We start from the raw sequence: 24,498 nt of genomic DNA, 5'->3' as shown, positions 1-24,498 counted from the left end.
CGAACGAGGGCTGCTGACCTGCGCAAAAGCGGACAATCGCGACTGTGACGTCGCGGTGTGCCGAACCGTTGCACGTCGGAGACCTGCTAGCTGTTGCTCACAGGGTCTACCCACTTCAAACTTGCGCGGTGACCTCGAACGGGCCGGCGCGGCCAGTGCGCCGTCGGCTGAGCCCTGCCGGGCGCGTGCTGACCATCCTTCTCCTCGCCGCGTCCGTCGTGGTGTTCGTCCGCCCGATCACGGGTGAGGCCGCGCCCCCGCCGCGCGACGCCGGTGTGAAGTGCGTCGGTTCCAGCGATGTGACCCTGCCGGAGACGTACGACGCGATCGTCGAGTCGCTGGCACCGTCGTTGCCGCCCGCCGCGCGCACGCCGATGCTCGACAGCCGGCGAGATGTGCTGAAGCGGCTCACCCAGATCGGCGTGGCCTCGACGACGATCTCCGACCACCCCTACGGAATCGGCGCGACAGCCGACTCGCCGATGTTGCAGTACCGCAACCCGCTCAGCACGTTCATCGTCACGCAGCTGATCCGGACGCGAGAAGGCAAGGCCGCAGGGGGGATTCGCCTCGATCACATGACGTTGTCGCAGGCAGTCGAGACCGCCTACTTCTACATCTACGTGACCTTCATCGTCCCGGCGTCGATCATCTCGCAGACGGTGCCACCGCTGTTCCCGGTGAACGGGATCGGACTGGGCACGCTCATCAGCCTGCCGTTGTCGCTGGGATCGACCGGGATGGGTCTGGTTCTCGGTTCCCTCAGCAACGGTCTCGCGAATGCCTGCCTGGCGCGGAAAACACAGCGTCAGATCGACGAAGTCCATTCCGACCAGGACGCCGACCTGCGGTTCACCAGGCAGGTGCCGTCGATGCTCGACGGGCTGGCCGCGCAGGTGCGCCTGGCCGACAAGCAGAAGTGCCCGTCGATCGGCGTCCAGCCGTTGTCGCGCATCGTCGCCCGCACCTCGGACAATCTCCGACGGTCGGATCCGCGATCGGCCGCAAGGGTCACAGACGCCGAGCGTCGCATCCAGTCGGCGCTGCGCACCACGCGAATCAACCGCGCGATCATCCCGACCGACCAGGCCGAGTTCACGACGGTGGAGACCGTTCTGTCGACGATCCTGTCGTTCGTGCCCAGTGTGGGCGGGCCCATCACGAACGCGATTGTCGGACTGGGCGCCAAGGCGGCCGAGCCGGCCGATCGGCGAAACGTGGTGCCTCTGGCGGACCTCCCGGTGGCGGATGCGCTGACGGGCATCGGGTACGGCTACGCGGTGACGACCCAGATGCTCAAGTTCGTCACCGGCAACGTCGGAAGCGGCATCGGTGCTGCTCTCTCACCGGCGACGGGCGGGCTGAATGTCTGGAACTTGGTGCCCTCGCCCTGGGGTCTCATCAACGCACCCAACACCTACGGCATCACGACCTACAACAACGTGCTGAGGTCACTGTGCTTCGCAGAGGACTATCGGCCGAGCTCGTCGCCTCGCTAGTGTTCTCCCATGAGCGACTGGCGTGAGGACACCGTCGACAGCATCCGCAGCCTGATCCTGGGTGTCGACGACGGCATCGTCGAGGAACGGAAGTGGAAGAAGCCGTCGAATCCCGATGGCGTGCCCACCTTCTCGTGCGACGGTCTGATCTGCACGCTCGAGACCTACAAGGACAAGGTGAAGGTCACGTTCGCCAAAGGGGCATCCCTGCCGGACCCCACCAACGTCTTCAACGCGAGCCTCGACGCCGGCACCCGCCGCGCCGTCGACATCAAGCAGACCGACACCCTCAACCCCAACGCCTTCGCGGCGTTGGTCGAGGCCGCGGTCGCGCTGAATCGGAGCTGATCCGCTTTCCCTGCGGAGCGAAAGTGCGCCGCCGCGGCCACCGATACAGACTCATGGGTACGGCCCGCGCAATCTGCTGTTCCCGGACCGACAACCCGAACCTTCGCTCGCCGAAAGCCGAGACGAACGCGAGAACTGCGCCCGTAGAGGCTGCAGCGGCCGGCCGCGGCGCATCGGCCGGCATCGACGTCGCGACAAGGGCGTATATGAAGACAACGATCAGCCGGGCAAGTTGCCACGACAGGTCCCTTCCGCATGCCTGCCAGACTCCGCACTCGTCCTGGGATCGGCCGCCATCAATACCTGTCGCAGGCCACGTCGGATTGAACGATCGCAAGCCGACAACCAGCGCGAACACCAGACGCGTACTTACCGACGCGACGAGCAGCGTGACGACGACTGCCTGAGTCAGGTCGTTCACAGGCACGAGCATCGATGCCACGACCCACGCGACGAACACCCCAAAGAGGCTGCTCTCGGCAGACTTCATAACGTCGTAAGCAAAGCTTTTCCGCCGCGTCAGTTCGATAATCACGGCAGGAGTGTGGCCGGTCGTTACGACAACCTGAGTCCAAATTCGTTATTCGTTCGGTTCTTCAGTGGTCCATGTTCAGGGTGGGGTTCGACGACTGCCCGGACTTCCGCTGACGCTCGGCATTACGTCGCTCGGTGTCGGCATATTCCCGGCCGGAGTAACTGATTCGCTCCGCGCGGTTGGTGAGCTCTTTTGTCATGTCAGTCGAATGCTTCTCGAGTTGCTCGACTGCCCGCTCCAGGGCTTTCTTGGAGGCGCCGACCCAGCGTCCGGCGTCGGCCCGACATTCGCCGTAGGCGGACGACGCTGCACGACCGATCGCCTCACTGGCCTGCGTCACCTGATGCGCCGCATGGAAGAGGTCGGACGATCGCACGGTGAGCTTGCCGTCGCCATCCACAGGGCAGCCTCCGGTCAGGTTGGGGGTGTACGTCAGTACGGTAGCGTCATCCGCCGATACGGACATCGTGCTGTTGGGAGGTTGTGGATCGTGGGTGGTCTCAGCGTGGCCGACATCGCGCGTTGGGATCCCGCGGCGATCGGGGACGTTGCGCGTGCGGCGCGGAACTTGGCCGTGTCAGTCGACGACGCAGCCGGCCCGTTACGCAACTTGCCTGTATTCGCGATATGGACAGGCGACGGAGCCAGTAGTGCTCGATGGTCCATGAAGGACAGCGCTACCAAAGCCGACCGGCTGGTCGGCGCGGCTAAGATGCTCGGTGGTGCCGCGACGGCTGCCGAAGGTCTGGTCGAAGGCTTGGTCCGAGCTCTGATCGACATCCGGATGGCAGCCTCGGTGCACGGGCTGCGGATCAACGACGCCGCCAACACCGTCGAGATCGCCATCTCGACGGCGCACTGGTCGGACGAAGACTTCGCCCAACTGAAGGCGGACCAGAGGGAATTGCAAGCGCGCGTCGACAAGCTCGTCGACGAGGCCAATCGAGTTGACGACGAACTAGCGCGGGCACTCGCCAAGGTGTCTGAAGACGGGAAAAGGTCTGTCTGGTCAGTCGACAGCAAGGACATCAACTCCTATGTCTTCGGCTACCTGACGGGCATGCAGGTCGACCTGGTGGGTGATCTGGGCAAGGCTGCGCTCAACGGCACGAGCAGTCGATTGCTGCCCTGGATGACGGACATCGGAAACCTGAAACTGAGCAGGATCGGTATCGCCGGCAATGTCGCCATGCTCATCCCGGCGATCATCAGCGACGTCGGCGGCGGCGAGGAACCGTGGAAGGCGGTGACGAAAGAGGTCGGCGGAACGGCGATCGGGGTGACCGCCGGCGCTTGGATCGGCGGGGTTCTCGGCACCGGCGTCGTGCCGGGGATCGGAACTGCAGGCGGAGCGCTCATCGGTACGGCTGTCGGCGGTGCGCTGAGCATCGCTGCAACCAAGGGAATCGGGGCGTTACTCGAGTGATGATCGACAACACCACCTTTGTGTGGCGCAAGACTGCGGACGCACGGACGCGGGACGTCCGCCTCGGATTGAGCCTGGTGGTCGTGTTCACCGCCATCGCAATTCTCTGCGCAGTGACGGGGTACCTCTTCCTGGCCGCCGCGATGGCAGTCATGACTCTGGTGAGCGGACCCGTCATCGCTCCTGCCCGAGGTCGCGTCACTGTTGCCAAAGATGCCGTTGTAGCACGTCCGCGTGCTGCTCTTCTCAACACGCACTACGTTTTTCCGACTGTCACCCTTATTGCGGCGGTACTCATCACCATGCAGTGGGTGGTGACCGAACCAACGGGCGGCGACGTCCGGTTGCCTTTCGTGACCGTGTTGTTCTGGCTCGCAGTACTCGTCACGGCAGGCACGACGATCCGCTATCGAGGCGCTCTGCGTCTTTCGACGACCGAGTTCGGTATTCCTGGTCGATGCATGTCGCCGTACTCCGGGGCAGACTTCACGCTCGTCCAGGAGAAGAAAAGCTCGTTTCCTCACCTTGAAGTCATGCTTGAGAGCGGGCCCAAGCTGCTGTTCTTCCCGACGAAGTACTATGGCCTCGAGGCAAACTCGCTTTACTCGACCCTCCGGCACCTGGCGGAGACCGACGAGGAGACGCGTCGGAACTACAGCCCCGAGCTAATCCGGGAGATGTTGCTGTTCACGCCCGACCGCGAGGTCGAGGTGGGAGAGAGCATCGAGGTGCGGATCGTCGCCCAACCGCAGGCCAGCACAGCGTGACCGCGCCGATCGATCCGAGCGCTCTCGGTCACCCGATGGCCACGGTGACGCTCGTCGACGACTTCGCCACAACGGGTCTCGTCGTCGACGGGCTGCCTGACGGGTGGCGCAAGGTGCGGCGGGACGCAGAGATCGTGACGGTGTCGGATCTGTGGCTCGACGTCGCCGAGGCCGAACAGCAGGCGGCCCTCGACCCGGAGGAGCGGTTCGTGTCGAACGCGCTCGCGACGGCATGGCGTCTGGCTGATCTCCCGGTGCCCGCGGAGCACCTGCTCGAGTTCGCGAAGGCTATGACCTCTGGCGTGACGGGGTGGCAGCTGCGGGGAAACGACGAGGACGTTGTGAACGCGTGCGGCTCGACGCTCCTCGGAACGCTCGACTCGCCGTTCGGGCAGCTCGTCTCGAACTCGCACGCCGTGATCCAGACACAGCCCGACGGCTCGTACGTCCTGGCGCAACTCGCGGTCACGGCCCTGCCGCACCACGGGGACACCCTCGACGCGGTCCGGCTGCGCCCTGTCTGACCGTCGCGAGACCATGGGTTCATGAGCAACGCAGCGATCTCCCAGGCCGTCGAGGCGATCCGGTCGGCGACCACGATCACGGTGCTCACCGGCGCGGGCATGTCGGCGGAGAGCGGCGTCCCCACCTTCCGCGACGTGCAGACCGGGCTGTGGGCCAAGTACGACCCGATGACTCTCGCGACCCCGGAGGCGTGGGAGGACGACCCCGCGCTCGTCTGGGCGTGGTACCAGCGGCGCCGCGCAATGCTGCAGGCCGTCGAGCCGAACGACGGCCACCGCGCTGTCGCAGAGTGGGCGTCGACGGCAGACGTCCGCGTCGTCACCCAGAACGTCGACGATCTCCACGAGCGCGCCGGTAGCACCGACGTGGTGAATGTCCACGGCAGCCTGTTCGCCTGTCGCTGCGACACGTGCGGGCGGCACCACGAGGTCGAGGCACGCGAGCCCGACGGCGAACGCGTCGACCCGCCGGCCTGCGAATGCGGCGGGCGCGTGCGGCCCGGCGTCGTGTGGTTCGGGGAGATGTTGCCGCAGAACGCGTTCGCTGAGGCGACGGCGCGAGCCGAGGCGTGTGACGTGTTCCTCCTCGTCGGTACCTCCGGTGTCGTCTATCCCGCGGCGGGCCTGCCGCACATCGCACGGGGTGCCGGCGCCACGATCATCGAGATCAACCCGCAGGAGACCGACCTTTCCGACGCCTGCGACATCACAGTGCGGGCGACCGCAGCGACTGCGCTGCCAGAGATCGTGTCCGCGCTGCGCTGAAACCGCTCCAGCCGTATCGTTAGCGGTGATAATCATAGGGTGAGACAAGACGCGTCGTGGGCGGTCGCTTGGTCGGTGATCGTCGGGTCGATCACTGTCACGGGGGTGACCTCGACGAGCCCGGGGGCGTGGCTCTCGGCGATGGCCACGCTGTTCTCCTTCGCCGTGATGGCGGCGCGGTTCCTGGTTCCGGGTCTGGCGTTCGCCCCCGCTCCGGCCGTTCCGTTGGCAATCCTGGCAATGGGTGTGGTCGGCGCCCGCCGCTCCTGGATCGACGGAACAGTGATCGACGGGATCCGTTCGCCGACGTCGTGGATCGGGGTGGGGCTCGCCATCGGTGCGGTCCTACTGGTCCTGTCAGCTCCGTTCACCGGGGTGCGGGAGTCGGTAGCCGAACCCATGCTGTTCCCCCTCCGAGAGGGTCGATGGCTGGCCGTCGAGGGTAACGGCCAATTGTTCAACCACCACTGGCCCGTCGCCGCCCAGCGTGGCGCGTGGGATCTGGTCCGCCTCGGCTCGATTGCGAGATCGCGAAGGGGGTTTCGACGCAGAGGCGTTGCCTTCTACGCGTTCGGGTCGCCCGTCGTCGCACCCTGCGGAGGGACGGTGGTCCGGGCCGTCGACGGCCTGCCGGACGGGGTTCCGGACACCCGACGGCCTGCAGGCAACCTTGTCGTGATCGACACCGGCGCCGAACGTGTGGTGCTCGCACACCTGCGGCAGGGCAGTGTCGCCGTCAGGGAAGGAACGACGGTGTCGCCGGGCGACCCGATCGGAGAGGTCGGCGACAGCGGGAATTCCACTGAGCCGCATCTGCACATCCACGCCCAACGCGATGGCCGGCCACTACGACTGCGATTCAGCGACATTCGCGGACCTGTCGGCAAGGGTGCGGTGGTGGGTGTCAGAGGCGGACGCCGGGGGTGAAGCTGTCGGGGTCGGCGAGGAGCCAGTCCTCGGCCCAGCTCGCGGGGGTGTCGGCGACGAGCTCGCCGGGTTCGAGCCACTCGTAGATCTCCGCGTACGACTGCTGCGAGACCGGGCCCAGGCGTTTCCGGAGCATCCACGGCCGGAGGTCGGCGGGGTCGGTGACGCCCATCGACGCCATGATGCGCATCGCCTCGTCGACGGTCGCCTCCTGGTAGCGCTGCACGCGGGCGCTCTTGTCGGTGACGTCCAGTGCCCGCGCCCGTGCCGGATCCTGCGTCGCGACGCCGACGGGACAGTGGTTGGTGTGGCACCGCTGCGACTGGATGCACCCGATCGCCATCATCATCGCCCGCGCGGAGTTGGTGTAGTCGGCACCCTGGATCAGGCGCTTCACGATGTCGGTTCCTGTCGCGACCTTGCCGCTCGCGCCGACGCGGATCCGGTCGCGTAATCCGACGCCGACGAGGGCGTTGTGCACGGTCATCAGCCCGTCGGTCAGCGGGAGCCCGACGTGGTCCTCGTACTCCAACGGCGCTGCGGCGGTGCCACCTTCGGACCCGTCGACGATGATGAAGTCGGGTGTCACCTGCTCGTCCAGCATGGCTTTGCAGATGGCGAGCAGCTCGACGCGCGAGCCAACGCACAGCTTGAACCCGACGGGCTTGCCGCCGGCGAGGTCACGCATCTGCGCGACGAACCGGATGAGTCCGCGCGGGGTGCTGAACGCCGAGTGGCCGGCCGGGCTCACGCACTTCTCGCCCTGCGGCACGCCGCGGTACCGGGCGATCTCGGCGGTGACCTTCGCCGCCGGCAGCACCCCGCCGATGCCGGGCTTGGCGCCCTGACTCAGCTTGAGCGACACACACTTCACCGCGTCGTCCGCGGCCTTCTCGGCGAACTGGTCGGGGTCGAAGCGACCGTCGGACGTGCGGCAGCCGAAGTAGCCGGACCCGATCTCCCAGATCACATCGGCTCCGCCGAGGTGGTACGGCGTCAGCCCACCCTCGCCGGTGTCGTGCGCGAACCCACCGCGTGCAGCCCCGGCGTTCAACGCGCTCAATGCATTTCCCGACAGCGCCCCGAAGCTCATCGACGAGACGTTCAGCAACGACATCTCGTACGGGCGCGTGCAGTCGGGACCACCGACGCGGACACGGGCCGGGGTGGAGGGCGGCTCCACCGGCGCGACCGAGTGGACGAGGTACTCGTAGCCGTCGGCGTCGAGGTCGCGTTCGGTGCCGAAGGACTGTTCGGCGTTGGTGCCCTTTGCTCGTTCGTAGATCAGGGACCGCACGTCTCGGTCGAAGGGGCGTCCGTCAAAGTTCCGCTCGATGAAGTACTGCTGCAGCTCGGGCCGCAGCGCCTCGAGAAGGTAGCGCAGGTGGCCGAGGACCGGATAGTTCCGCAGCACGGAATGTCGGGTCTGGACGACGTCGTGGACGGCGACGGCCGCGATGACGACGAGCACCACTGCCACGACGATGAGCCCCCACGGTCCGAGGACAGCCCCCACCACGGCGGCGACCGCCAGCAGAACAAGGCCTCCGACGAGCGCGATACGGATCACCGTCGGACGCTACCGCGGACCGTCAGCGGACGTCGCCGGATGCGGGGGCACTGTCGGGATGGTGCCACCGCGCGTCGTACTCGGCGAGCTGCTCGGCGTTCGGCCGGGCGGCGGGGGCAATGGAACCGTTGGTGAGAACCGCCCGTCGCAGGATGACCGCCGACGTCGCGAACCCGGCCACCATCACCACCAGCCAGACGATCGCGGTCACGTCGTCGCCGCGGGCGAACCGCCAGACGGTGAGGCCGAAGGCGGCCAACCCGACGACCATGCAGATGTACCCGAACCAGACGGTGGGGGCGGACATCGACTTCTGGGGTGTGCTCACAGCGGAACCTTTCGTCGGACCCGCCGTGGCGGGCGTCATCGCGTCATCTGCATCACCGACAACGGTACGCGCGCGACGCGACGCGGGCCACGTCCACCGCTCAGGAACGGTTGTCGCCGTGTCTGTTTCGCCGCATTGGTGGTGTCAGGCAGCGTTCTCCTCACGGTCGGCGACAACCTTGGCGGGCGGCAGACCGATGCTGTCGTCGTGGCCGCGGAAGTTCTCCAGCCACCAGCGCCAGTCGTCGCAGACGAGCTCGAACGGCGTCTCGTGTCCGAGTTCGCGGGCGGCCCAGACGGGCCAGTGCGGGTTCGCGAGCGCGGGCCGACCGAGCAGGACGAGGTCGATGAGTTCGTCGCGGATGACCTTGTCGGCCATCCCCGGCACGCCGAGGTTCCAGCTGGTGGCGACGGGGATGCCGATCTCCCGCTTCACACGCGTCGCCCGCGACAGCATGAAACCGGGCTTGTCCATGACGTTCTCGCGCATGTCGTCGGTGTTGAACCCGAGCGAGATGTCGGCGAGATCGAGGCCGTGCTCGGCCATCCAGCCGATCGCGGTGACGGAGTCGTCGAACTGCGTGCCGTCGGGGTGGAGGTCGTCGGCGCCCAGGCGCATCGTCAGCGGGAACTCCTCCGGCCACACCTCGCGGACCGCGTCGAGTGCCTCGAGGTGGAACCGCGCACGGTTCTCGAGGCTGCCGCCGTACTGGTCGGTGCGCTGGTTGGCCAACGGCGAGAAGAAACTTGCGCCGAGATAGCCGTGGGCGTAGTGCATCTCGAGCCACTGATAGCCGGCCTCCGCGGCTCGACGCGCGGCGTCGGCGTAGCTCTGCATCAGGTCGGCGATCTCCTCGACGGTCAGCTCGTGCACCTCGAACGAGTGATCACCGCCGTACGGGATGGCCGACGGTGCGCGACAGGTCCACCCCTGCGGGTGATCCGGCGGCAATTGGGCACCACCGGGGTACCCGTCGATCGTCTTGTACTTCGGCACCTCGCTGCCCTTGCGGCCGGTGTGGCCGAGCTGGATGGCGGGCACGCCGCCGAAGCTCTTGATGATGTCGGTGACGCGCTTGTGGCCCTCGATCTGGCTGTCGTCCCAGATGCCGGCGCACGACGTCGACGTGCGACCGTCGGGCGTGATGGCGATCTGCTCGGGGAAGACGAGACCGAATCCCCCGGCGGCGCGGGCGCCGAGGTAGCTGACGTGGAAGTCGTCCATCGTCCCGTCGGTGGAGCGATACATGGTCATCGGCGACATCGCGATGCGGTTGCGCAGCGTGACGCCCTTGAGGGTGAACGGGGAGAACAGGTCGGGCACGGGAGGCTCCTGGGGCAGTGGGGTGCGTCGCCAGGCGCGCCGCTGCACCTGCGAGCACCCATTTCCGCATGCATGCGCGACAGTCCGATTACGTGGGGCGGCGCTCCCCGTAACGGGTGTCTCACAGGGCCGCCGACCGTCGGGTGAGGGCGCCCGGAAAACCGGTCGCCCGATGTCGTTGCCCCTGCGTACTGTCGGTGGCGATGTCCCTCGCACCCGCCCCGGAACGCACGCTGAGCCGTGCGTCGGTGGCGCATGCCGACGATCCCCGGGCCACCGTCGACTGGCGTCGGATGCGCTCCCGGGCGACGGCGATCGCGCTCGTGCTGCTCGTCGTCGCGTCGGTGTCGGAAGCGGTGGGCACCGTCGTCGTCGGGCGCGTGGCCGACGGTCCGACGCTGTCACTCGTCCTCGTTCTCGGCGTGACGCTCATCGGGTCCGCTGTGCTCGACGCGCTCGGGCGCACGGTGTGGGCGACCGTCTCCGACCGCGCCGAGGGTGCGCTGCGGGAGGACCTCCTGACGGCCGCGCTCGGGCAGCCGTTGGCGGTGTTGTCGGAGACGGCGGTCGGCGAGATCCTCGACCGCGTCGACGACGACACCCACGAGGTCGGGACGCTGGTGCGTCTGCAGCTGTGGGACGCGCTGCGGACCGTCGTCCTGGTCGTCCCGATGTGGATCGTCGCGGGCCTCACATGGTGGCCCGCCTGGCTGCTGTTCCCGATCGTCGCGTCGGCCGTGCTGCTGTCGATCCGGCCGCTGCTCGGTGTCCTCACCGATCGCAAGGTCGTCGAGGAGATGGCGTGGACCGACCACGCCGCCGCGCTGGAGGAGGGCATCGCCGCCCGCGACGACTTGCGGACCAGCCTCGGTCAGGCGTTCGTCCTGCGACGCAACGGCGAGCTGGCCGCGGCAGTGCACCGCGCCTTCCTCACGGTGGTGCGGATCCAGGCGCGGATGACGGTGCGCGCCGGGCTGCTGCTGCATCTGCTGATGGCGATGATCGCGGTGGCCGGTGCGCTGCTGGTCGCCGGCGGACGCCTCGAGGTCGGTTCGCTGGTCACCCTCTTCCTGGTGTCGACGACGTTCGTGGGGCAGATCAACCAGCTGGCCCGACATCTGCCCGACCTACAGGCCGGGATGGGTGCCGTGGTCCGTCTCCGGCAGTTGCTGGCGTCGCCACCGGAGCCGGTCGGCGGGTTGTCGCTGCCCGACGGCCCGCTCGACGTCGACATCACCGACCTCGAGTTCGCCTACGACGAGGGCACCTTCGCGTTGTCCGGCATCGACCTCCACGTCGCCGCAGGGACCACCTGCGCGCTCGTCGGGCGCACCGGATCCGGCAAGTCCACACTCGCCGCGTTGATCTCGCGCGCCGTCGACCCGTCGCGGGGGTCGGTCCGCATCGGTGGCGTCGACGTCGTCGACCTCGACCTGCAGGGCCTACGGGCAGCGGTTGGGGTGGTCACCCAGAAAACGGAGATCGTCGCGGGAACGCTCGCGCAGAACATCGCACTGTTCGGCGACACTCCGCGCGACCGCATCGCGGCCGCCGTCGCCGACCTGCAACTCACCGACTGGGTGGCGGGACTGCCCGACGGACTCGACACCCCGCTCGGTCCCGGCGGCACCACACTGTCGGCGGGGGAGGAGCAGCTCGTCGCCTTCGCGCGGCTGCTGGTCCGCGACGTCCGAATCGTCGTCCTCGACGAGGCGACCGCGCGGATGGACCCGCTGACCGAGGCGCGGGTGGTGCGCGCCGCCGACCGGCTGCTCGCCCGTCGCACCGGTCTGCTCATCGCGCACCGCCTGACGACGGTCGCCCGCGCCGACACGGTCGCCGTGCTCGATCGGGGTCGGCTCATCGACCACGGCCCGCAGTCGGCGCTCGCGCAGCGTCCGGGTCCGTTCCGCACACTGCTCGACGCCGCGGCGACACAGCCGACGGGCGAGGTGTCGGAGGCGTCGTCGGGTGCGGTGGGAGCCGTTCGGCGACAGGGCGATCCGCCGCCGACGCCGACGGTCCGCACCGGACCGGGTCTCGGCCGCGGCGTGCTGTCGCTGCTGCGCGTCCACCCCGAGTGGGGTCTGCTCGGCGCAGCGATGTTCCTCGTCGCCGCTCTCACCGGGGCGTTCGGCGCGGTGACGGCGGCACTGTGGGGTCACGTCGTGGCCGAAGCCGGTCGCGGCGAGGTGTCGGTGTGGCTTCTCGGCGGCGTCGTGGCCAGCCTGCTGCTGTCCCCGTTCGTGCTGGCCGTCGCGATCCGCCGGTACACCCGCTGGTGGGCCGACGGCCTGCTGCGGGTGCGCACGTCGGTGTTGCTGGCGCAGACCGAGCAGCATCGACTGCCGCGGACGCCGCCCGGTGAGATCGTCGCCCGCACCCTCGACGCCGACCGCTTCATCCGCTACGCCGACCGCTGGGTCGACGTCGTCAACGGCCTGATCGTCGTCGTCGTGACGACGGTGATCGCGGGCAGCGTCCTGGCCGGCGGGGTGCTCATGGTCGTGATGGTCGCCGCAGCGCTCGCGTCGGCGGTCGGGCGGCCGTTCGCCGGACGGTCGGCCGCTGCCGCGTCGGCGACCCGCGCCGCGTTCGGGCGATCGCTGGTGTCGGTCCTGGAAAGCGCCCGCACCATCAAGCTCGCCGCGGCCACTCGCGACGCCCACGCGCACCTCATCCGCACCGACGGCGGCCGCGTCGACGCCGCGGTCCGTGAGCACCGGATCCAGTCGATCCTCATCGGTGTGCCGGTGGTGCTCGTTTACGCCGGAGTCGTCGCGGCGTGGGCGGTGTTCCTCGCCGGCGGGTGGGGTCTCGCGACCGCGCTGCTGGTGTCGGGCTCGGTCATCGGCTTCGACTGGTTCGGCCGGGTGGCCGGTGCCGTCATCACCGACGCCCCGGGTACCCGGGCGTGGCAGAAGGCCACCGCCCGGTTCGCGGGCGGTCGGGACCTGATGGCAGTCCCGCGTGCGGTCGACCTGCTCGACGGCACCTCACCCGCACCGGAGTCGCCCACGCGCGTCCCGCTGCAGCAGTTGTCGGTGCGCGGGCTCGACGCCGTCCACGCCGACGGGACCATCGGCGCCGCCCACATCGACCTCCACGTCGACGCGGGCGAGCTGGTGCTGCTGCTCGGGCAGGTGGGGTCGGGCAAGTCGAGCCTGCTGTCCGCGTTGGCCGGTCTCATCGACCATCGCGGTGAGATCCGCTGGAACGGTGAGCCCGTCCACGACACGCAGACGTTCCTGCGCCCCGGTCAGGTGGCCCACGTCGCACAGGTCCCGAGGGTCCTGTCGGGGACGTTCGCGGAGAACATCCGCGTCGACCACGACCGTCGGATCGACAGCGCTGTCGACGACGCGCGGCTCGCCCCCGACGTCGCCGCAGCCGGCGGTGTCGACGCGGTGATCGGTCACCGCGGGGTGCGCCTGTCCGGGGGACAGGTGCAACGGTTGGCGTTGGCGCGAGCACTGGCCAGCGAGCCGGAACTGCTGCTCGCCGACGATGTCTCGTCGGCGCTCGACGCCGCCACCGAGGTCGAGCTGTGGCGGTCACTGCGGGAGCGCGGGACCGCGGTACTCGGCGCGACCAGCAAACGCGCCGCCCTCGCCCAGGCCGACCGGGTGATGGTTCTCGTCGACGGCGCGATCGCGGCGACCGGCACCTGGCGCGACCTCGAGTCGGCATGGGGTCACCTGGCGGGCTGACGTCAGGCCAGGCTGCCCTCGCCAACTCTTGACTCAGTCCAGAAAAGTGGAATAGTGAGCGGGGTGACAGTCCGAGGAGATGCGGAGCAGCAGTTGCGCTCGGCGTCGCTCCGTGTCACCCGCCCGCGGGTGGCGGTGCTCGACGTCGTCGACGCACACCCGCACGCCGACACCGATTCCATCTTCACGGCCGTGCGCGAGACCCTGCCCGACGTCTCGCGACAGGCCGTGTACGACGTGCTCGGCGCGCTCACCGCGTCCGGGCTCGTCCGCAAGATCCAGCCCACGGGATCGGTCGCCCGGTACGAGTCGCGCGTGGGGGACAACCACCATCACGTCGTGTGCCGGGTGTGTGGGGCCATCGCCGACGTCGACTGCGCCGTCGGGGAGGCTCCCTGTCTGCACGCATCGGACGACAACGGCTTCGTCATCGACGAGGCCGAGGTCATCTACTGGGGCACCTGCCCCGACTGCACGTCCACGCTTCGATCGCAGCCGTGATCGAGATCAGCTCAGTTCATCACTCCTGGAAGGAAAGCTGTGTCTGAAGACCACACAACCCGCGAAAAAGAGATGAACCAGGACCAGCCCGAGGAGCTGTCCGGTTCGCATGCGCCCGGCTGCCCCGTCGTCGGCGGTCACCGCAAGTACCCCGTCGAGGGGTCCAGCTCGCGGGACTGGTGGCCCGAGAAGGTGAACCTCCGGATCCTGGCGAAGAACCCCGACGTCATCAACCCCGAGGGCGCCGACTTCGACTACGCATCCGAGTTCGCCAAGCTCGACCTGGCCGAGGTCAAGAAGGACCTCACCGCGGTCATGACCGACTCCAAGTCGTGGTGGCCCGCCGACTGGGGTCACTACGGCCCCTTCTTCATCCGCATGGCGTGGCACTCCGCCGGCACCTACCGCGTGCACGACGGCCGCGGCGGCGCGGGCGCCGGCATGCAGCGCTTCGCGCCGCTGAACAGCTGGCCCGACAACGCCTCGCTCGACAAGGCCCGCCGCCTGCTGTGGCCGGTCAAGCAGAAGTACGGCCGCCAGCTCTCCTGGGCCGATCTCATCGTCCTCACCGGCAACGTCGCGCTGGAGTCCATGGGGTTCCAGACCTTCGGGTTCGCCGGCGGCCGCGAGGACCGCTGGGAGCCCGAGGAGGACGTGTACTGGGGTCCCGAGCACACCTGGCTCGGCGACGAGCGCTACACCGGTGACCGCGAGCTCGAGGAGCCGCTCGGTGCCGTGCAGATGGGCCTCATCTACGTCAATCCCGAAGGCCCCAACGGCAACCCGGATCCGCAGCTGTCGGCCAACGACATCCGCGAGACGTTCGGTCGCATGGCCATGAACGACGTCGAGACCGCCGCGCTGATCGTCGGCGGCCACACCTTCGGCAAGGTGCACGGCGCGGGTGACCCCGACAAGTACATCGGGCCCGAGCCCGAGGGTGCCCCGATCGAGCAGCAGGGCCTGGGCTGGAAGAACAGCTTCGGCACCGGCAACGCGGAGTACACCATCACCTCCGGCATCGAGGGTGCGTGGACCGCGACCCCGATCCAGTGGGACAACAGCTACCTCGAGACCCTCTACGGGTACGAGTGGGAGGTCCACAAGGGCCCCGGTGGTGCGTGGCAGTGGCGTCCGAAGGACGGCGCGGCAACGGATCTCGTCCCCGACGCGCACGTCGAGGGCAAGAAGAACCCGCCGATGATGCTCACGTCGGACGTGGCCCTGCGCACCGATCCGATCTACGAGGAGATCACCCGTCGCTGGCTGGAGAACCCGGCCGAGCTCGCCGACGAGTTCGCCAAGGCCTGGTACAAGCTGACCCACCGCGACATGGGCCCCAAGGAGCGCTACCTCGGACCCGAGGTGCCCTCGGAGGAGCTGCTCTGGCAGGACCCGGTGCCGGCCCAGGAGGGCCAGCTCATCGGTGACGCGGAGATCGCGCAGCTGAAGGAGCAGATCCTCTCCTCGGGCCTCACCATCTCGCAGCTGGTGAAGACCGCGTGGGCGGCCGCGTCGTCGTTCCGCAACTCCGACAAGCGCGGTGGCGCCAACGGTGGCCGCATCCGCCTGCAGCCGCAGGCCGGGTGGGAGGCCAACGAGCCCGACGAGCTCGCCCAGGTGATCAGCAAACTGGAGAGCATCCAGGAGTCGTTCAGCGGCACGGTGTCGTTCGCCGACCTGGTGGTGCTCGGTGGCGTCGCCGCCGTCGAGAAGGCCGCGAAGAACGCCGGTGTCGAGATCACCGTGCCGTTCCACCCGGGCCGCACCGACGCGACCCAGGAGCAGACCGACGTCGAGTCGTTCTCCTACCTGGAGCCCAAGGCCGACGGGTTCCGGAACTACCTCGGCAAGGGCAACCGCCTGTCCGCGGAGTACCTGCTCGTCGACAAGGCCAACCTGCTGGGCATCTCCGCCCCGCAGATGACGGTCCTCGTCGGTGGTCTGCGGGCCCTGGGTGCGAACTACCAGGAGTCGAAGCTGGGCGTGTTCACCGACAAGTCGGAGACGCTGAGCAACGACTTCTTCGTCGAGCTGCTCGACATGGACACCGTGTGGGAGCCCCGCGACGACGAGAACGGCACCTTCGTCGGCAAGGACCGGGAGACCGGTGCGGAGAAGTTCACCGCCAGCCGCGTCGACCTGATCTTCGGGTCGAACTCTGAGCTGCGGGCGATCAGCGAGGTCTACGGCGCGAGCGACGCCAAGGACAAGTTCGTCCGCGACTTCGTCACCGCATGGACGAAGGTCATGGACGCCGACCGTTTCGACCTGCACCGCTGAGGTCGTGACGGCTGAGTCCTCAGCCTGATGCGAACGCCCCGCGAACCATGTGGTTCGCGGGGCGTTCCTCGTGTGCGGGTCGACTGTCGGAATCCGTTTCGTCCGAATGGTCCGGCGGCACCTGAAAGTCCGCTGAGGGATGCCGGTCTCGTGCTGCGACTCTCAGATTGCGCTCAGACTCCCGTCCCACAGTCACAGGCGCATGACCGTTGCATCCCGTGAGGAGAGACCATGACCGACACCCGACACCCCGCCCGCTGGACACGACGGATCGGTGCCGCCGCCGCAGTGACGGTGGGTATCGGCCTCGCCGCCGGCGTACCCGCGGCCACCGCGTCCGCCGCGCCGATCCAGTGCTCGCCGCAGGCCCGTGCGGCCGCCGTCGCCCAGGCCGCGCCCGCGATCGCCGGTGTGCTGGCTCGTCATCCCGACCTGGCCGCCGAGCTCGCGCATCTGCGGACGCTGCCGAAGAACCAGCGGCGCGCGGAGCTGAAGGAGTTCCGAACGACCCACCGCGAGGAGTTCAAGGAACTCCGCCAGGCGCGCACGCCGATCCGGGACTACCGCCAGGCGTGCCACCCGAAGCGCAGGTGAGCTGGGGGACTGCCCGCCGTGCCCGGTCGACCGCGACGTCGGCCGGGCACGGTCGCGTCTCAGGCCTCCATCACCTTCTCGGTCGGCAGGTCACCGACGGGGCAGTCGGCGACACCGATGGTCTCGCGGGTGATCTTCTCGACCTCGCGCTGCGTCGCCTCGGCGTCGTTGACCCAGTTCCGGTAGAAGTCGAAGGGGCACTCCGCGATCCCCTTGTCGCCGTCGCCGCCGGCCAGCACGCCGGTGTAGCCACGGTGGAGGAGTTTGAACAGGTGGTTCTGCGACTGGTCGTTCGCCCGGGCGTCGCGGATCGTCGAGAGCGACAGCTGAGCGTATTGCACGCCGTACTCCTCCTCGCCGCACTCGCCGAGCGTGCGCCCGTCGAACCCGATGATCGCGCTGTGACCGAAGTACGAGTAGACGCCGTCCCACCCGGTCGCGTTGGCGACAGCGACGTAGCAGTTGTTCGCCCACGCCATCGCTTTCGCCATCAGCACCTGCTGCTCCTTGGCCGGGTACATGTAGCCCTGCGGCCGGACGACGAGCTCGGCGCCCTTCATCGCGCAGTCGCGCCAGATCTCGGGGTAGTTGCCGTCGTCGCAGATGATCAGCGAGATCTTCAGGCCCTTCGGCCCGTCGGTGACGTAGGTCTGTCCGCCCGGGTACCAGCCCTCGATCGGCGTCCACGGCAGGATCTTCCGGTACTTCTGCCGGATCTCGCCCTGGTCGTCGATGAGGACGAGGGTGTTGTAGGGCGGCTTGTTCGGGTGGTCCTCGTGCCGCTCACCGGTGATCGAGAAGACGCCCCACGTCTTGGCCTGCCGGCAGGCGGCGGAGAAGATGTCGGTCTCGTCGCCGGGGATCACCGACGCCGTCGCATACATCTCGTCGGGGTCGTACATGATGCCCTGCGTCGAATACTCCGGGAACACGACGAGGTCCATGCCCGGCAGGCCGCTCTTCATCCCGACCACCATCTCGGCGATCTTCTTCGCATTCGCGATCACCTCGTCGCGGGTGTGCAGTCGCGGCATCTTGTAGTTGACCACCGCGACGCCGACGGTGTCGGGGCTGGACGAGATGTCTCCGTGGCGCATGATGCCTCCTGATCGGATGTGATGCTTCCATTCGGAAGCGTATGCCCACGCTAGCTGTCCCGCGATGACCAGCGTGTTGCATTCCGGTTGACACCTCATGACGACCGGGCCCGGGGTGTACTTTCATCTGGAACGAGAGGAGGCAGCATGTCCGGCTTCGCCACGCAGCGCTTTCAGGAGCTGTCCGCGGGGACGGGGTTCCGGCTCGGCGACCTGCGGTCACCGGAGGACCTCCGCACCGGGCTGGGAGGGGCGATCGTCGGCCAGCCGCAGGCCGTCGACGCGGTCGTCCGGGCGCTCACCATCGCCGCCGTCGGCCTGCGAGACCCCTACCGTCCGATCGCATCCCTGCTGCTCGTCGGACCCACCGGTGTCGGGAAGACCGAGCTGGCCCGGCAGGTCGCGCGGCACGTCCGTGGCGACGTCGACAGCCTGTGCCGCATCGACATGAACTCGCTCGCCCAGGAGCACTACGCGGCGGCGCTGTCGGGAGCGCCCCCCGGCTACGCGGGTTCCAAGGAGCAGTTCTCCCTGTTCGACCGCGACACGGTGGAGGGCAGCGCGAGTCGCCCGGGCGTCGTCCTCTTCGACGAGGTCGAGAAGGCCCATCCCACCGTGCTGCGTGCGCTGCTGCAGATCCTCGACACCGGACGACTGCGCCTCGCGTCGGGTACGACGACCATCGACTTCCGCAACGCGATCGTCCTCCTGACGTCCAATCTCGGTTCGCGGGAGGTCCACGACCTGCAACGGCAGTCGGTGCGCCGCGTGGCCGCGGCTGTGCGCCGCCGCGGTCCGCGCGACGTCGTGCTCGACCGCGTGCGGTCCTTCTTCGACCCGGAACTGCTCAACCGGTTCGACGAGATCGTCGTGTTCGACTCCGTCGACCGGGGCACGGCGCGCACGGTCGTGGACCGGGAGATCGACCGTCTGATCGCGACCGTGGCCGATCGCGGGATCGATTGTGTCGTCACCGAATCCGCACGGGACGAGCTGCTGCGTCGGGCGTTCGACATCCGCTACGGGGTCCGCGCCCTGCACCGCGCGCTGCGCGTGCACCTCGTCGCGCCGATCGCCGCCGTGCTCGCCGACACCCGCGGCGATCCGCCCCGGCGGTTGCTCGTCGACGTCGTGGACGGCGAGGTCGCCGTCGCCGTCATGGGCGGCGGCGCATCGTGACCAGCGACGACACCCCGCCGCTGGGGATGCTCCTCGCCCGCGCGAGCCGCGCCGTCGACGAGCGGATGGCGCCGATCCTCGACGACCTCGGCGTGACCGCCGATCAGTGGCGCGTCCTGGTGACGCTCAGCACCACCACCGGGATCACGATGAGTGACCTCGCGCGACTGTCCGTGCTGTCGCCGGCCGGGGCCACCCGCGCGATCGACACCCTCGCCGACCGGGCGCTGGTCTACCGACGCGCCGACCCCACGGACAAGCGGCGGGTCGTCGTGTTCCTGAGCGCCCACGGTGCAGCGACGGTCGCCCCGGCCCTCGAGGAGGTGAGCCGTGTCGACGCGACGATCGCCGCCGAGATCGGATCAGCGCGGTTCCTCGCCCTCGGTGACGGGCTGATCCATCTCGCCCACGGGACCAGAGGCGCTCTCGTCGACGAAACGTCGACGTAATCGGCCGGTGCCACCCTGGGGCGAGATTCTCGACGACAGACGGCGGTGACGCGATGCGCGTGGGTGTGGTGATCCCGCAGAGTGGGCCGTCCGGGATCTTCGGGCCATCGTGCGCTGCAGCGGTCCAGGTCGCGGTCGACGAACTGAACGAGGCCGACGGACTCCTCGGCGAGCCGATCGCGGTCACCGTGGTCGACGGCGGCGCATCGCCGGAAGTCGTTGCCCGGAAGGTCACCGCTCTGTGCCGCGACGGCGCCGTCGACGCCCTGGTCGGCTGGCACAACTCGTCTGTCCGGAAGGCGGTGGTCGCCGCACGGACGCCGTCGGTGCCCTACGTCTACACCGCGACCTACGAGGGCGGCGAGTCCACCGAGGGCGTGTTCCTCACCGGGGAGACCCCCGACTGTCACGTGCTACCGGCGATGGGATGGCTCGGCGAGCAACTCGGTGTCCGGCGGTGGGCCGTCGTCGGGAGCGACTACATCTGGCCGCGACGCACCGAGGCGCGTGTGCGACGGGCTGCACGCCGATCCCGTGTCCTCGAGGTGGCGTCGACGACCTTCGTCCCGTTGGGCACGTCGCGGTTCGGTCCCGTTCTCGACGCCGTCGACCGCGCCGAGGTCGACGGCGTGCTCGTTCTGCTGCTCGGCTCGGACGCGGTCGCGTTCAACCGGGCGTTCGCTCGGCGCGGACTCGCCGACCGGTGCGTGCGGCTGGGGCCGCTGATGGACGAGAACATGCTGCTCGCATCGGGTGCCGGCGCGACCCGTGGTCTGTACTCGACGGCCGGGTTCTTCGAGAACCTGGCGAGTCCGGACGGCTTGGAGTTGAGCGGACGGTACTTCGGCAGGCTCGGGACGAGTGCGCCGCCCCTGACGTCGCCGGGTGAGTCCTGTTACGAGGGCATCCGACTGCTCGTCGAACTGGCCCGCCGCGCAGGCTGTCTAAACGGGCTCGCGATCAATCGTGTTGCCGCCGAGGGTTTCCGGTACGTCAGTCCCCGCGGCGACGTCGTCTTCGACGGCCGACACCTCGCCCAGGACGTCTACGTCGCCGCCGCCGATGCGCTGGAGTTCGACGTGATGGCGCAGGTGAGTGCGGTGGCCTGAGGGTCGGCGGTCAGGACTCCTCGGGGTTCGGACGCGTCTGTTCTGTCCATCCCTCGCCGTCGTGGTAGCGCTCGATCGACGGATCGTGCAGATCGGGATACCAGCCCTCGGGGGTCGGAGGAGGGGTCGACCGGGCGAATCGGATCGCCGGGCGGATCGCTCCCACCAGCACGGACACCACGATCACGACGATGACGATGATCAGCCAGGTCTGCACCCGTCGAGTATGACGGTTTGTCCGCTATATGTACTCGAGTCTCATCGTCCCCTCGTGCACCGCCTGTACCCGTGTTAGGTTCAGCCGTCTGAATTGCCGATGCACGAAGAGGACGAGACCGGTGATGCGTCGAACCCTGTACGCGGCCATGGCCGGGGCCGCTCTGGTTCCTTTCGCGATCGCCGCGCCCGCGGTCGCAGCGCCTGCGGCGGCCGCGGTGCTCCCCAGTTCGGGGTGCGTGAACGACCTCCCGCAGCCGCCGCGACCGGGCAGCCCGCTGCCCCCGCGCATCGACTTCGGTCTCCCGTACCTGCAATTCAAGCCAGTCCCGCAGTTCGGTCCGCAGAACTCCCGCAGGCGGATCCCGTCGCCGCCCGCGCCGAAGGACCCCTGTAAGGACCCGTGCCCGGACATCACCGATCCGCCGCCGCCCGCGGCGTCCGTCGGCTCCGGATCCGGCTCGATCGCCGTCCCGAAGATCACCTTCACCCCGCGCCCGATCGCGACCATCCCGGTGCCGGTCCCGGGCGGGACGCCGCCGGCCCCGCAGGCGCGTCCGCCGCTGCAGAACCCCGCGGCCGAGCGGGGTGCCGTCACCGCGAAGCCGGGCAATCCCCGCGCGGGCGGACTGTCCTACGTCGCTCAGGTGACGGGCCACGGGTCGACGAGCCGTACCGACAAGCGCTACCAGGTGAACGGCACCGACCTCGGGATCATGTGGCAGGCGACGCCGGACAAGGTCGCCGTGGCCTTCGGTGACACGTTCGGCAAGGGCTTCCGGCCCCCGGGCGCCAACGGTGGTGACTGGCGGTCGAACACCCTGGGCTTCTCGACGAACAAGAACCTGGCCAAGGGTCTGAGCATCGACTCGATGGTGCAGGACAGCCGCTGCCACGCTGCCGAGGTGATCGCGAGCCGGAAGATCAACTACGTGGAGCAGACCGTCATCCCCACATCGGGTTTCGCGGTCGGCAACCGGCAGTACCTGAGCTACATGTCGATCAACAACTTCACGCTGCCCGGCCAGTGGTTCACCAACTACGGCGGTCTCGCGTGGTCGGACGACGGCGGGTCGACGTGGACCAACTCGCAGTACGCGCGGTGGGACAACTTCTTCGGCCAGTCCAAGTTCCAGGTCTCGTCGATGGTCCCGGCGAACGGCTACGTCTACATGTTCGGCACCCCGAACGGGCGTCTCGGCACCACCGCGCTCGCCCGCGTCCCGGCGTCGGACGTGCTGAACAAGACCGCCTACCAGTACTGGGTCGACGGAACCTGGCGGCCGACCGCCAACGGCGACCAGGCGACGCCGCTGTTCGGCGGGCCCACCGGCGAGCTGTCGGTCCGGTACGACGCCGCCGCGCAGCTGTGGCAGGCCACCTATCTCGACGTCCTGCGCGGCGGGATCGTGCTGCGGCAGTCGAAGTCGCCGCAGGGCCTGTGGTCGGAGCCGACCCTGCTGATGTCGTCGGCGCAGTACCCGCAGCTCTACGGCGGGTTCATGCACCCCTGGTCGACGGACAAGGATCTCTACTTCACGGCGACGACGTACACGTCCTACAACGTCGACCTCATGCACATCCGCACGAACTGATGCGCCAGGAACGAGCGTAGGAGTCCCGCCCAAGTTTGTTCACGGCGAAGGTGTGGCCTGTCATGTGAACAGAGGCTTCTGAACCCTTCGTCTCCGCCCTAATACTCCATGCTATGCGACAACAGATTCGCGACCGCGTGTTGTACGGCCTCATCTCGGTGCCGTTTGCTGCGGTGTGGCATTTGTCTGGCCTGATGACGGCGGGACGGATCAGACGCGCGAGCTCCACCCAGACCGCACGGCCGACCCCAGCTCCCGCCGAGGTGCCGGCCGTATGACGACGGCGATGGACGAGCAGTGTCGAAATGTTCAGCTCTGTCTGCAGTCCGGGAGCGACCTGTGGGACGGCGTGCCTGATTACTCGGCATTCTCACGTGAGCAATCGCTTCGAAGGGTCGATGAACTAGCTGCGGCGATTCTTGCTGAGACGGATGCGAACCCGCCGCTTGTTCGCCTTGCGCACGAGGCATCTATTCGTTTCTACCATAACACATTTGACGCTTACGAGTCGTCGAGCCCTGCCGATCTGGAGCGTGTCTTCTTGGTGACACGACGGGCGAGCAGTTTCGACGCGGACGAGTATGCGAGCGAGTCTCGATACCATGTGCCGCTGGCAATCCCTGGGTTTTCGGTGTCGCCGTGGATTCGCATGAGGGCGCAAATCGGCCTACCCCCTTTACTGGTTGACACCTATACGGCGAGTAATGATCGGATACGAAGAGGTGCCGTCATGATCGCTCCTCTGTATGCGGACATGATGATGCATCTGTCGCCAAGCGCCGCTCAGACAGTCGCGGACCAAAACCTTTCGTCTTCCATAGCGTTTGCTCATCGTCTGGGCGCTCGCGTGATCGGGCTCGGTGCGCTGCTCCCGCAGATAACCCGGTTCGGAGCCACTCTGAAAGATTTCGCGAACAGCGAAAACAGAGTCACGACAACCGGACACGGCGGCACGGTGTTCCTTGTCTGTGAGACGGTGAATCGTCTAACCAAGGACTTCGGATATCCCGAGAACGAGATCGGGGTTCTGGGCGCCGGCGGGTCGATCGGTGGCGCAACATGCGAATACCTATTGTCGACGAACCCGAAGGTCCGTCTCAATGTGTTCGACGTACGAGCCGACAGGACGGCGCGGTTGCGTGCTCGCCTCGGTAGCCGCGTATGCGTTCGTGAATCGGTGAGAAGCGTTCTTGAGCGTTGCGCGGTGACGATCTCTGCAATCACGGGTTACGTAGACCTCGACGTCATCGAAGCCGATGACGACATGCCCATCGACTTGGCCAACAAAGTCATTGTCGACGACAGTCAACCGGGCTCGTTCCACCGACACCAGGTGGAAGCCCGAAACGGTGTGCTCGTGTGGGTAGTCGGAAGCGATGGCTCTCGAGACAGCTTCCTCACTCGCGATGGCTCTATGACCCAGGGCGTTCCCTACAATTACGGGGACGGAGCGGGGCTTTTCGGTCCCGCAAGCGAATTCGGGTGTGGCCTCGAAGCAGGAGTGATCGCAGCGTCCGGCGCGGACGACGCGGCTATCAGAGGCCCAGTCACGACGGCCGATGTCGTTCGGGTGGGTGCGCTGTTCGAACAGTACGGCGTGGAAGTCGCGGCGTTCCAGTCATACGGGCAGCCCGTCTCGATTGGGAGTCCGGCGCAGGAAACCTTATTCCGCCAGCCTGATCAGCCGACCGCAAACCCCGTCTGACCGCGACTGTACTTGGGAAAAACGCAGAAGCACCGAAGTCGGTCGTCG

The 24,498-nt window shown here is 68.0% G+C and carries 22 protein-coding genes; 16 read left to right on the top strand and 6 right to left on the bottom strand.

The features are described from left to right. Window positions 1–128 precede the first annotated feature (128 nt). Both LX12_RS09830 and LX12_RS09825 read left to right on the top strand, forming a co-directional pair. Complete coding sequence (locus LX12_RS09830; RefSeq protein ID WP_253654343.1) at window positions 129–1,499, top strand: hypothetical protein; 1,371 nt, start codon at window positions 129–131, stop codon at window positions 1,497–1,499. A 9-nt stretch (window positions 1,500–1,508) separates the two neighbouring features. Next, window positions 1,509–1,847 carry a DUF1801 domain-containing protein gene (locus tag LX12_RS09825; RefSeq protein WP_253654342.1) on the top strand — a complete coding sequence of 113 codons (339 nt, stop codon included), beginning with the start codon at window positions 1,509–1,511 and terminating at the stop codon, window positions 1,845–1,847. Window positions 1,848–2,443: 596 nt separating this feature from the next. Here the strand turns inward: LX12_RS09825 and LX12_RS09820 are convergent. Beyond that, the gene (locus LX12_RS09820; RefSeq protein ID WP_253654341.1) at window positions 2,444–2,848 is read right to left on the bottom strand and encodes a WXG100 family type VII secretion target; all 405 of its coding nucleotides are present in this window, start codon (window positions 2,846–2,848) and stop codon (window positions 2,444–2,446) included. 39 nt (window positions 2,849–2,887) lie between these two features. On the opposite strand from LX12_RS09820, the gene LX12_RS09815 reads away from it, so the two are divergent. The 5 genes from LX12_RS09815 (at window position 2,888) to LX12_RS09795 (ending at window position 6,791) form a co-directional block, all read left to right on the top strand. Further along, on the top strand, window positions 2,888–3,808 hold the full coding sequence (locus LX12_RS09815; RefSeq protein ID WP_253654340.1) for an Rv0964c family protein: 921 nt from the start codon (window positions 2,888–2,890) through the stop codon (window positions 3,806–3,808). Continuing rightward, window positions 3,808–4,575: a hypothetical protein gene (locus LX12_RS09810; protein WP_253654339.1), complete on the top strand. Its 768-nt coding sequence runs from the start codon at window positions 3,808–3,810 to the stop codon at window positions 4,573–4,575. The genes LX12_RS09815 and LX12_RS09810 overlap by 1 nt, the downstream gene beginning before the upstream one ends. Beyond that, window positions 4,572–5,099, top strand: coding sequence for a hypothetical protein (locus LX12_RS09805; RefSeq protein ID WP_253654338.1), 528 nt, complete (start codon window positions 4,572–4,574; stop codon window positions 5,097–5,099). The genes LX12_RS09810 and LX12_RS09805 overlap by 4 nt, the downstream gene beginning before the upstream one ends. Window positions 5,100–5,120: 21 nt before the next feature. Further along, on the top strand, window positions 5,121–5,864 hold the full coding sequence (locus tag LX12_RS09800; protein ID WP_253654337.1) for an SIR2 family NAD-dependent protein deacylase: 744 nt from the start codon (window positions 5,121–5,123) through the stop codon (window positions 5,862–5,864). A gap of 141 nt (window positions 5,865–6,005) precedes the next feature. Further along, window positions 6,006–6,791 (top strand): M23 family metallopeptidase, encoded by a 786-nt coding sequence (locus tag LX12_RS09795; RefSeq protein WP_253654336.1) that lies wholly within the window; start codon window positions 6,006–6,008, stop codon window positions 6,789–6,791. Here LX12_RS09795 and LX12_RS09790 read toward each other — a convergent pair. The 3 genes from LX12_RS09790 to LX12_RS09780 form a co-directional block, all read right to left on the bottom strand. After that, the gene (locus LX12_RS09790; RefSeq protein ID WP_253654335.1) at window positions 6,769–8,361 is read right to left on the bottom strand and encodes an FMN-binding glutamate synthase family protein; all 1,593 of its coding nucleotides are present in this window, start codon (window positions 8,359–8,361) and stop codon (window positions 6,769–6,771) included. The genes LX12_RS09795 and LX12_RS09790 overlap by 23 nt on opposite strands. A gap of 22 nt (window positions 8,362–8,383) precedes the next feature. Beyond that, complete coding sequence (locus LX12_RS09785; protein ID WP_253654334.1) at window positions 8,384–8,689, bottom strand: hypothetical protein; 306 nt, start codon at window positions 8,687–8,689, stop codon at window positions 8,384–8,386. A 144-nt stretch (window positions 8,690–8,833) separates the two neighbouring features. Next, window positions 8,834–10,012 carry an NADH:flavin oxidoreductase/NADH oxidase gene (locus LX12_RS09780; RefSeq protein WP_253654333.1) on the bottom strand — a complete coding sequence of 393 codons (1,179 nt, stop codon included), beginning with the start codon at window positions 10,010–10,012 and terminating at the stop codon, window positions 8,834–8,836. 203 nt (window positions 10,013–10,215) lie between these two features. On the opposite strand from LX12_RS09780, the gene LX12_RS09775 reads away from it, so the two are divergent. From LX12_RS09775 to LX12_RS09760, 4 genes are all read left to right on the top strand, one after another. Further along, the gene (locus tag LX12_RS09775) at window positions 10,216–13,722 is read left to right on the top strand and encodes an ATP-binding cassette domain-containing protein (protein WP_253654332.1); all 3,507 of its coding nucleotides are present in this window, start codon (window positions 10,216–10,218) and stop codon (window positions 13,720–13,722) included. Between the two features lie 63 nt (window positions 13,723–13,785). After that, the gene (locus LX12_RS09770) at window positions 13,786–14,223 is read left to right on the top strand and encodes a Fur family transcriptional regulator (RefSeq protein WP_253654331.1); all 438 of its coding nucleotides are present in this window, start codon (window positions 13,786–13,788) and stop codon (window positions 14,221–14,223) included. A gap of 72 nt (window positions 14,224–14,295) precedes the next feature. Beyond that, window positions 14,296–16,506 (top strand): catalase/peroxidase HPI, encoded by a 2,211-nt coding sequence (gene katG / locus LX12_RS09765; protein WP_253654330.1) that lies wholly within the window; start codon window positions 14,296–14,298, stop codon window positions 16,504–16,506. 231 nt (window positions 16,507–16,737) lie between these two features. After that, complete coding sequence (locus LX12_RS09760) at window positions 16,738–17,100, top strand: hemophore-related protein (protein ID WP_253654329.1); 363 nt, start codon at window positions 16,738–16,740, stop codon at window positions 17,098–17,100. A 59-nt stretch (window positions 17,101–17,159) separates the two neighbouring features. On the opposite strand, the gene LX12_RS09755 is transcribed toward LX12_RS09760, so the two are convergent. Then, the gene (locus tag LX12_RS09755; RefSeq protein ID WP_253654328.1) at window positions 17,160–18,197 is read right to left on the bottom strand and encodes an aliphatic amidase; all 1,038 of its coding nucleotides are present in this window, start codon (window positions 18,195–18,197) and stop codon (window positions 17,160–17,162) included. A 147-nt stretch (window positions 18,198–18,344) separates the two neighbouring features. On the opposite strand from LX12_RS09755, the gene LX12_RS09750 reads away from it, so the two are divergent. From LX12_RS09750 to LX12_RS09740, 3 genes are read left to right on the top strand one after another with little or no spacing between them, the layout of a single operon-like run. Then, entirely contained in the window at window positions 18,345–19,376 is a 1,032-nt protein-coding gene (locus LX12_RS09750) for an AAA family ATPase (protein WP_253654327.1), read from the top strand. Further along, the gene (locus LX12_RS09745) at window positions 19,373–19,825 is read left to right on the top strand and encodes a MarR family winged helix-turn-helix transcriptional regulator (protein WP_253654326.1); all 453 of its coding nucleotides are present in this window, start codon (window positions 19,373–19,375) and stop codon (window positions 19,823–19,825) included. Before LX12_RS09750 ends, LX12_RS09745 begins: the two co-directional genes overlap by 4 nt. A 53-nt stretch (window positions 19,826–19,878) precedes the next feature. Next, window positions 19,879–20,934 carry a substrate-binding domain-containing protein gene (locus LX12_RS09740; protein WP_253654325.1) on the top strand — a complete coding sequence of 352 codons (1,056 nt, stop codon included), beginning with the start codon at window positions 19,879–19,881 and terminating at the stop codon, window positions 20,932–20,934. Window positions 20,935–20,944: 10 nt separating this feature from the next. On the opposite strand, the gene LX12_RS09735 is transcribed toward LX12_RS09740, so the two are convergent. Beyond that, window positions 20,945–21,151: a DUF2510 domain-containing protein gene (locus LX12_RS09735; RefSeq protein ID WP_253654324.1), complete on the bottom strand. Its 207-nt coding sequence runs from the start codon at window positions 21,149–21,151 to the stop codon at window positions 20,945–20,947. Between the two features lie 124 nt (window positions 21,152–21,275). On the opposite strand from LX12_RS09735, the gene LX12_RS09730 reads away from it, so the two are divergent. Both LX12_RS09730 and LX12_RS09725 read left to right on the top strand, forming a co-directional pair. Continuing rightward, entirely contained in the window at window positions 21,276–22,745 is a 1,470-nt protein-coding gene (locus LX12_RS09730) for a glycoside hydrolase family 183 protein (protein ID WP_253654599.1), read from the top strand. Window positions 22,746–23,019: 274 nt separating this feature from the next. Then, a complete protein-coding gene (locus LX12_RS09725) occupies window positions 23,020–24,450 on the top strand; it encodes a hypothetical protein (RefSeq protein ID WP_253654323.1) in 1,431 nt (476 codons plus the stop codon). Window positions 24,451–24,498: the final 48 nt, after the last annotated feature.

It is taken from the genome of Williamsia serinedens (assembly GCF_024171725.1).
Classification (GTDB): domain Bacteria; phylum Actinomycetota; class Actinomycetes; order Mycobacteriales; family Mycobacteriaceae; genus Williamsia_A; species Williamsia_A serinedens.
The sequence above is the reverse complement of the archived record's forward strand: the minus strand, read 5'-3'. Positions and strand labels throughout refer to the sequence as shown.

What these genes read in the sequence shown, in the direction of transcription:
- LX12_RS09825 (WP_253654342.1), top strand. Translation starts at nt 1,509, where the DNA reads ATGAGCGACTGGCGTGAGGACACCGTCGACAGCATCCGCAGCCTGATC.
- LX12_RS09820 (WP_253654341.1), bottom strand. Translation starts at nt 2,848, where the DNA reads ATGTCCGTATCGGCGGATGACGCTACCGTACTGACGTACACCCCCAAC.
- LX12_RS09810 (WP_253654339.1), top strand. Translation starts at nt 3,808, where the DNA reads ATGATCGACAACACCACCTTTGTGTGGCGCAAGACTGCGGACGCACGG.
- LX12_RS09800 (WP_253654337.1), top strand. Translation starts at nt 5,121, where the DNA reads ATGAGCAACGCAGCGATCTCCCAGGCCGTCGAGGCGATCCGGTCGGCG.
- LX12_RS09795 (WP_253654336.1), top strand. Translation starts at nt 6,006, where the DNA reads ATGGCCACGCTGTTCTCCTTCGCCGTGATGGCGGCGCGGTTCCTGGTT.
- LX12_RS09775 (WP_253654332.1), top strand. Translation starts at nt 10,216, where the DNA reads ATGTCCCTCGCACCCGCCCCGGAACGCACGCTGAGCCGTGCGTCGGTG.
- katG (WP_253654330.1), top strand. Translation starts at nt 14,296, where the DNA reads ATGAACCAGGACCAGCCCGAGGAGCTGTCCGGTTCGCATGCGCCCGGC.
- LX12_RS09760 (WP_253654329.1), top strand. Translation starts at nt 16,738, where the DNA reads ATGACCGACACCCGACACCCCGCCCGCTGGACACGACGGATCGGTGCC.
- LX12_RS09755 (WP_253654328.1), bottom strand. Translation starts at nt 18,197, where the DNA reads ATGCGCCACGGAGACATCTCGTCCAGCCCCGACACCGTCGGCGTCGCG.
- LX12_RS09750 (WP_253654327.1), top strand. Translation starts at nt 18,345, where the DNA reads ATGTCCGGCTTCGCCACGCAGCGCTTTCAGGAGCTGTCCGCGGGGACG.
- LX12_RS09740 (WP_253654325.1), top strand. Translation starts at nt 19,879, where the DNA reads ATGCGCGTGGGTGTGGTGATCCCGCAGAGTGGGCCGTCCGGGATCTTC.
- LX12_RS09730 (WP_253654599.1), top strand. Translation starts at nt 21,276, where the DNA reads ATGCGTCGAACCCTGTACGCGGCCATGGCCGGGGCCGCTCTGGTTCCT.
- LX12_RS09725 (WP_253654323.1), top strand. Translation starts at nt 23,020, where the DNA reads ATGACGACGGCGATGGACGAGCAGTGTCGAAATGTTCAGCTCTGTCTG.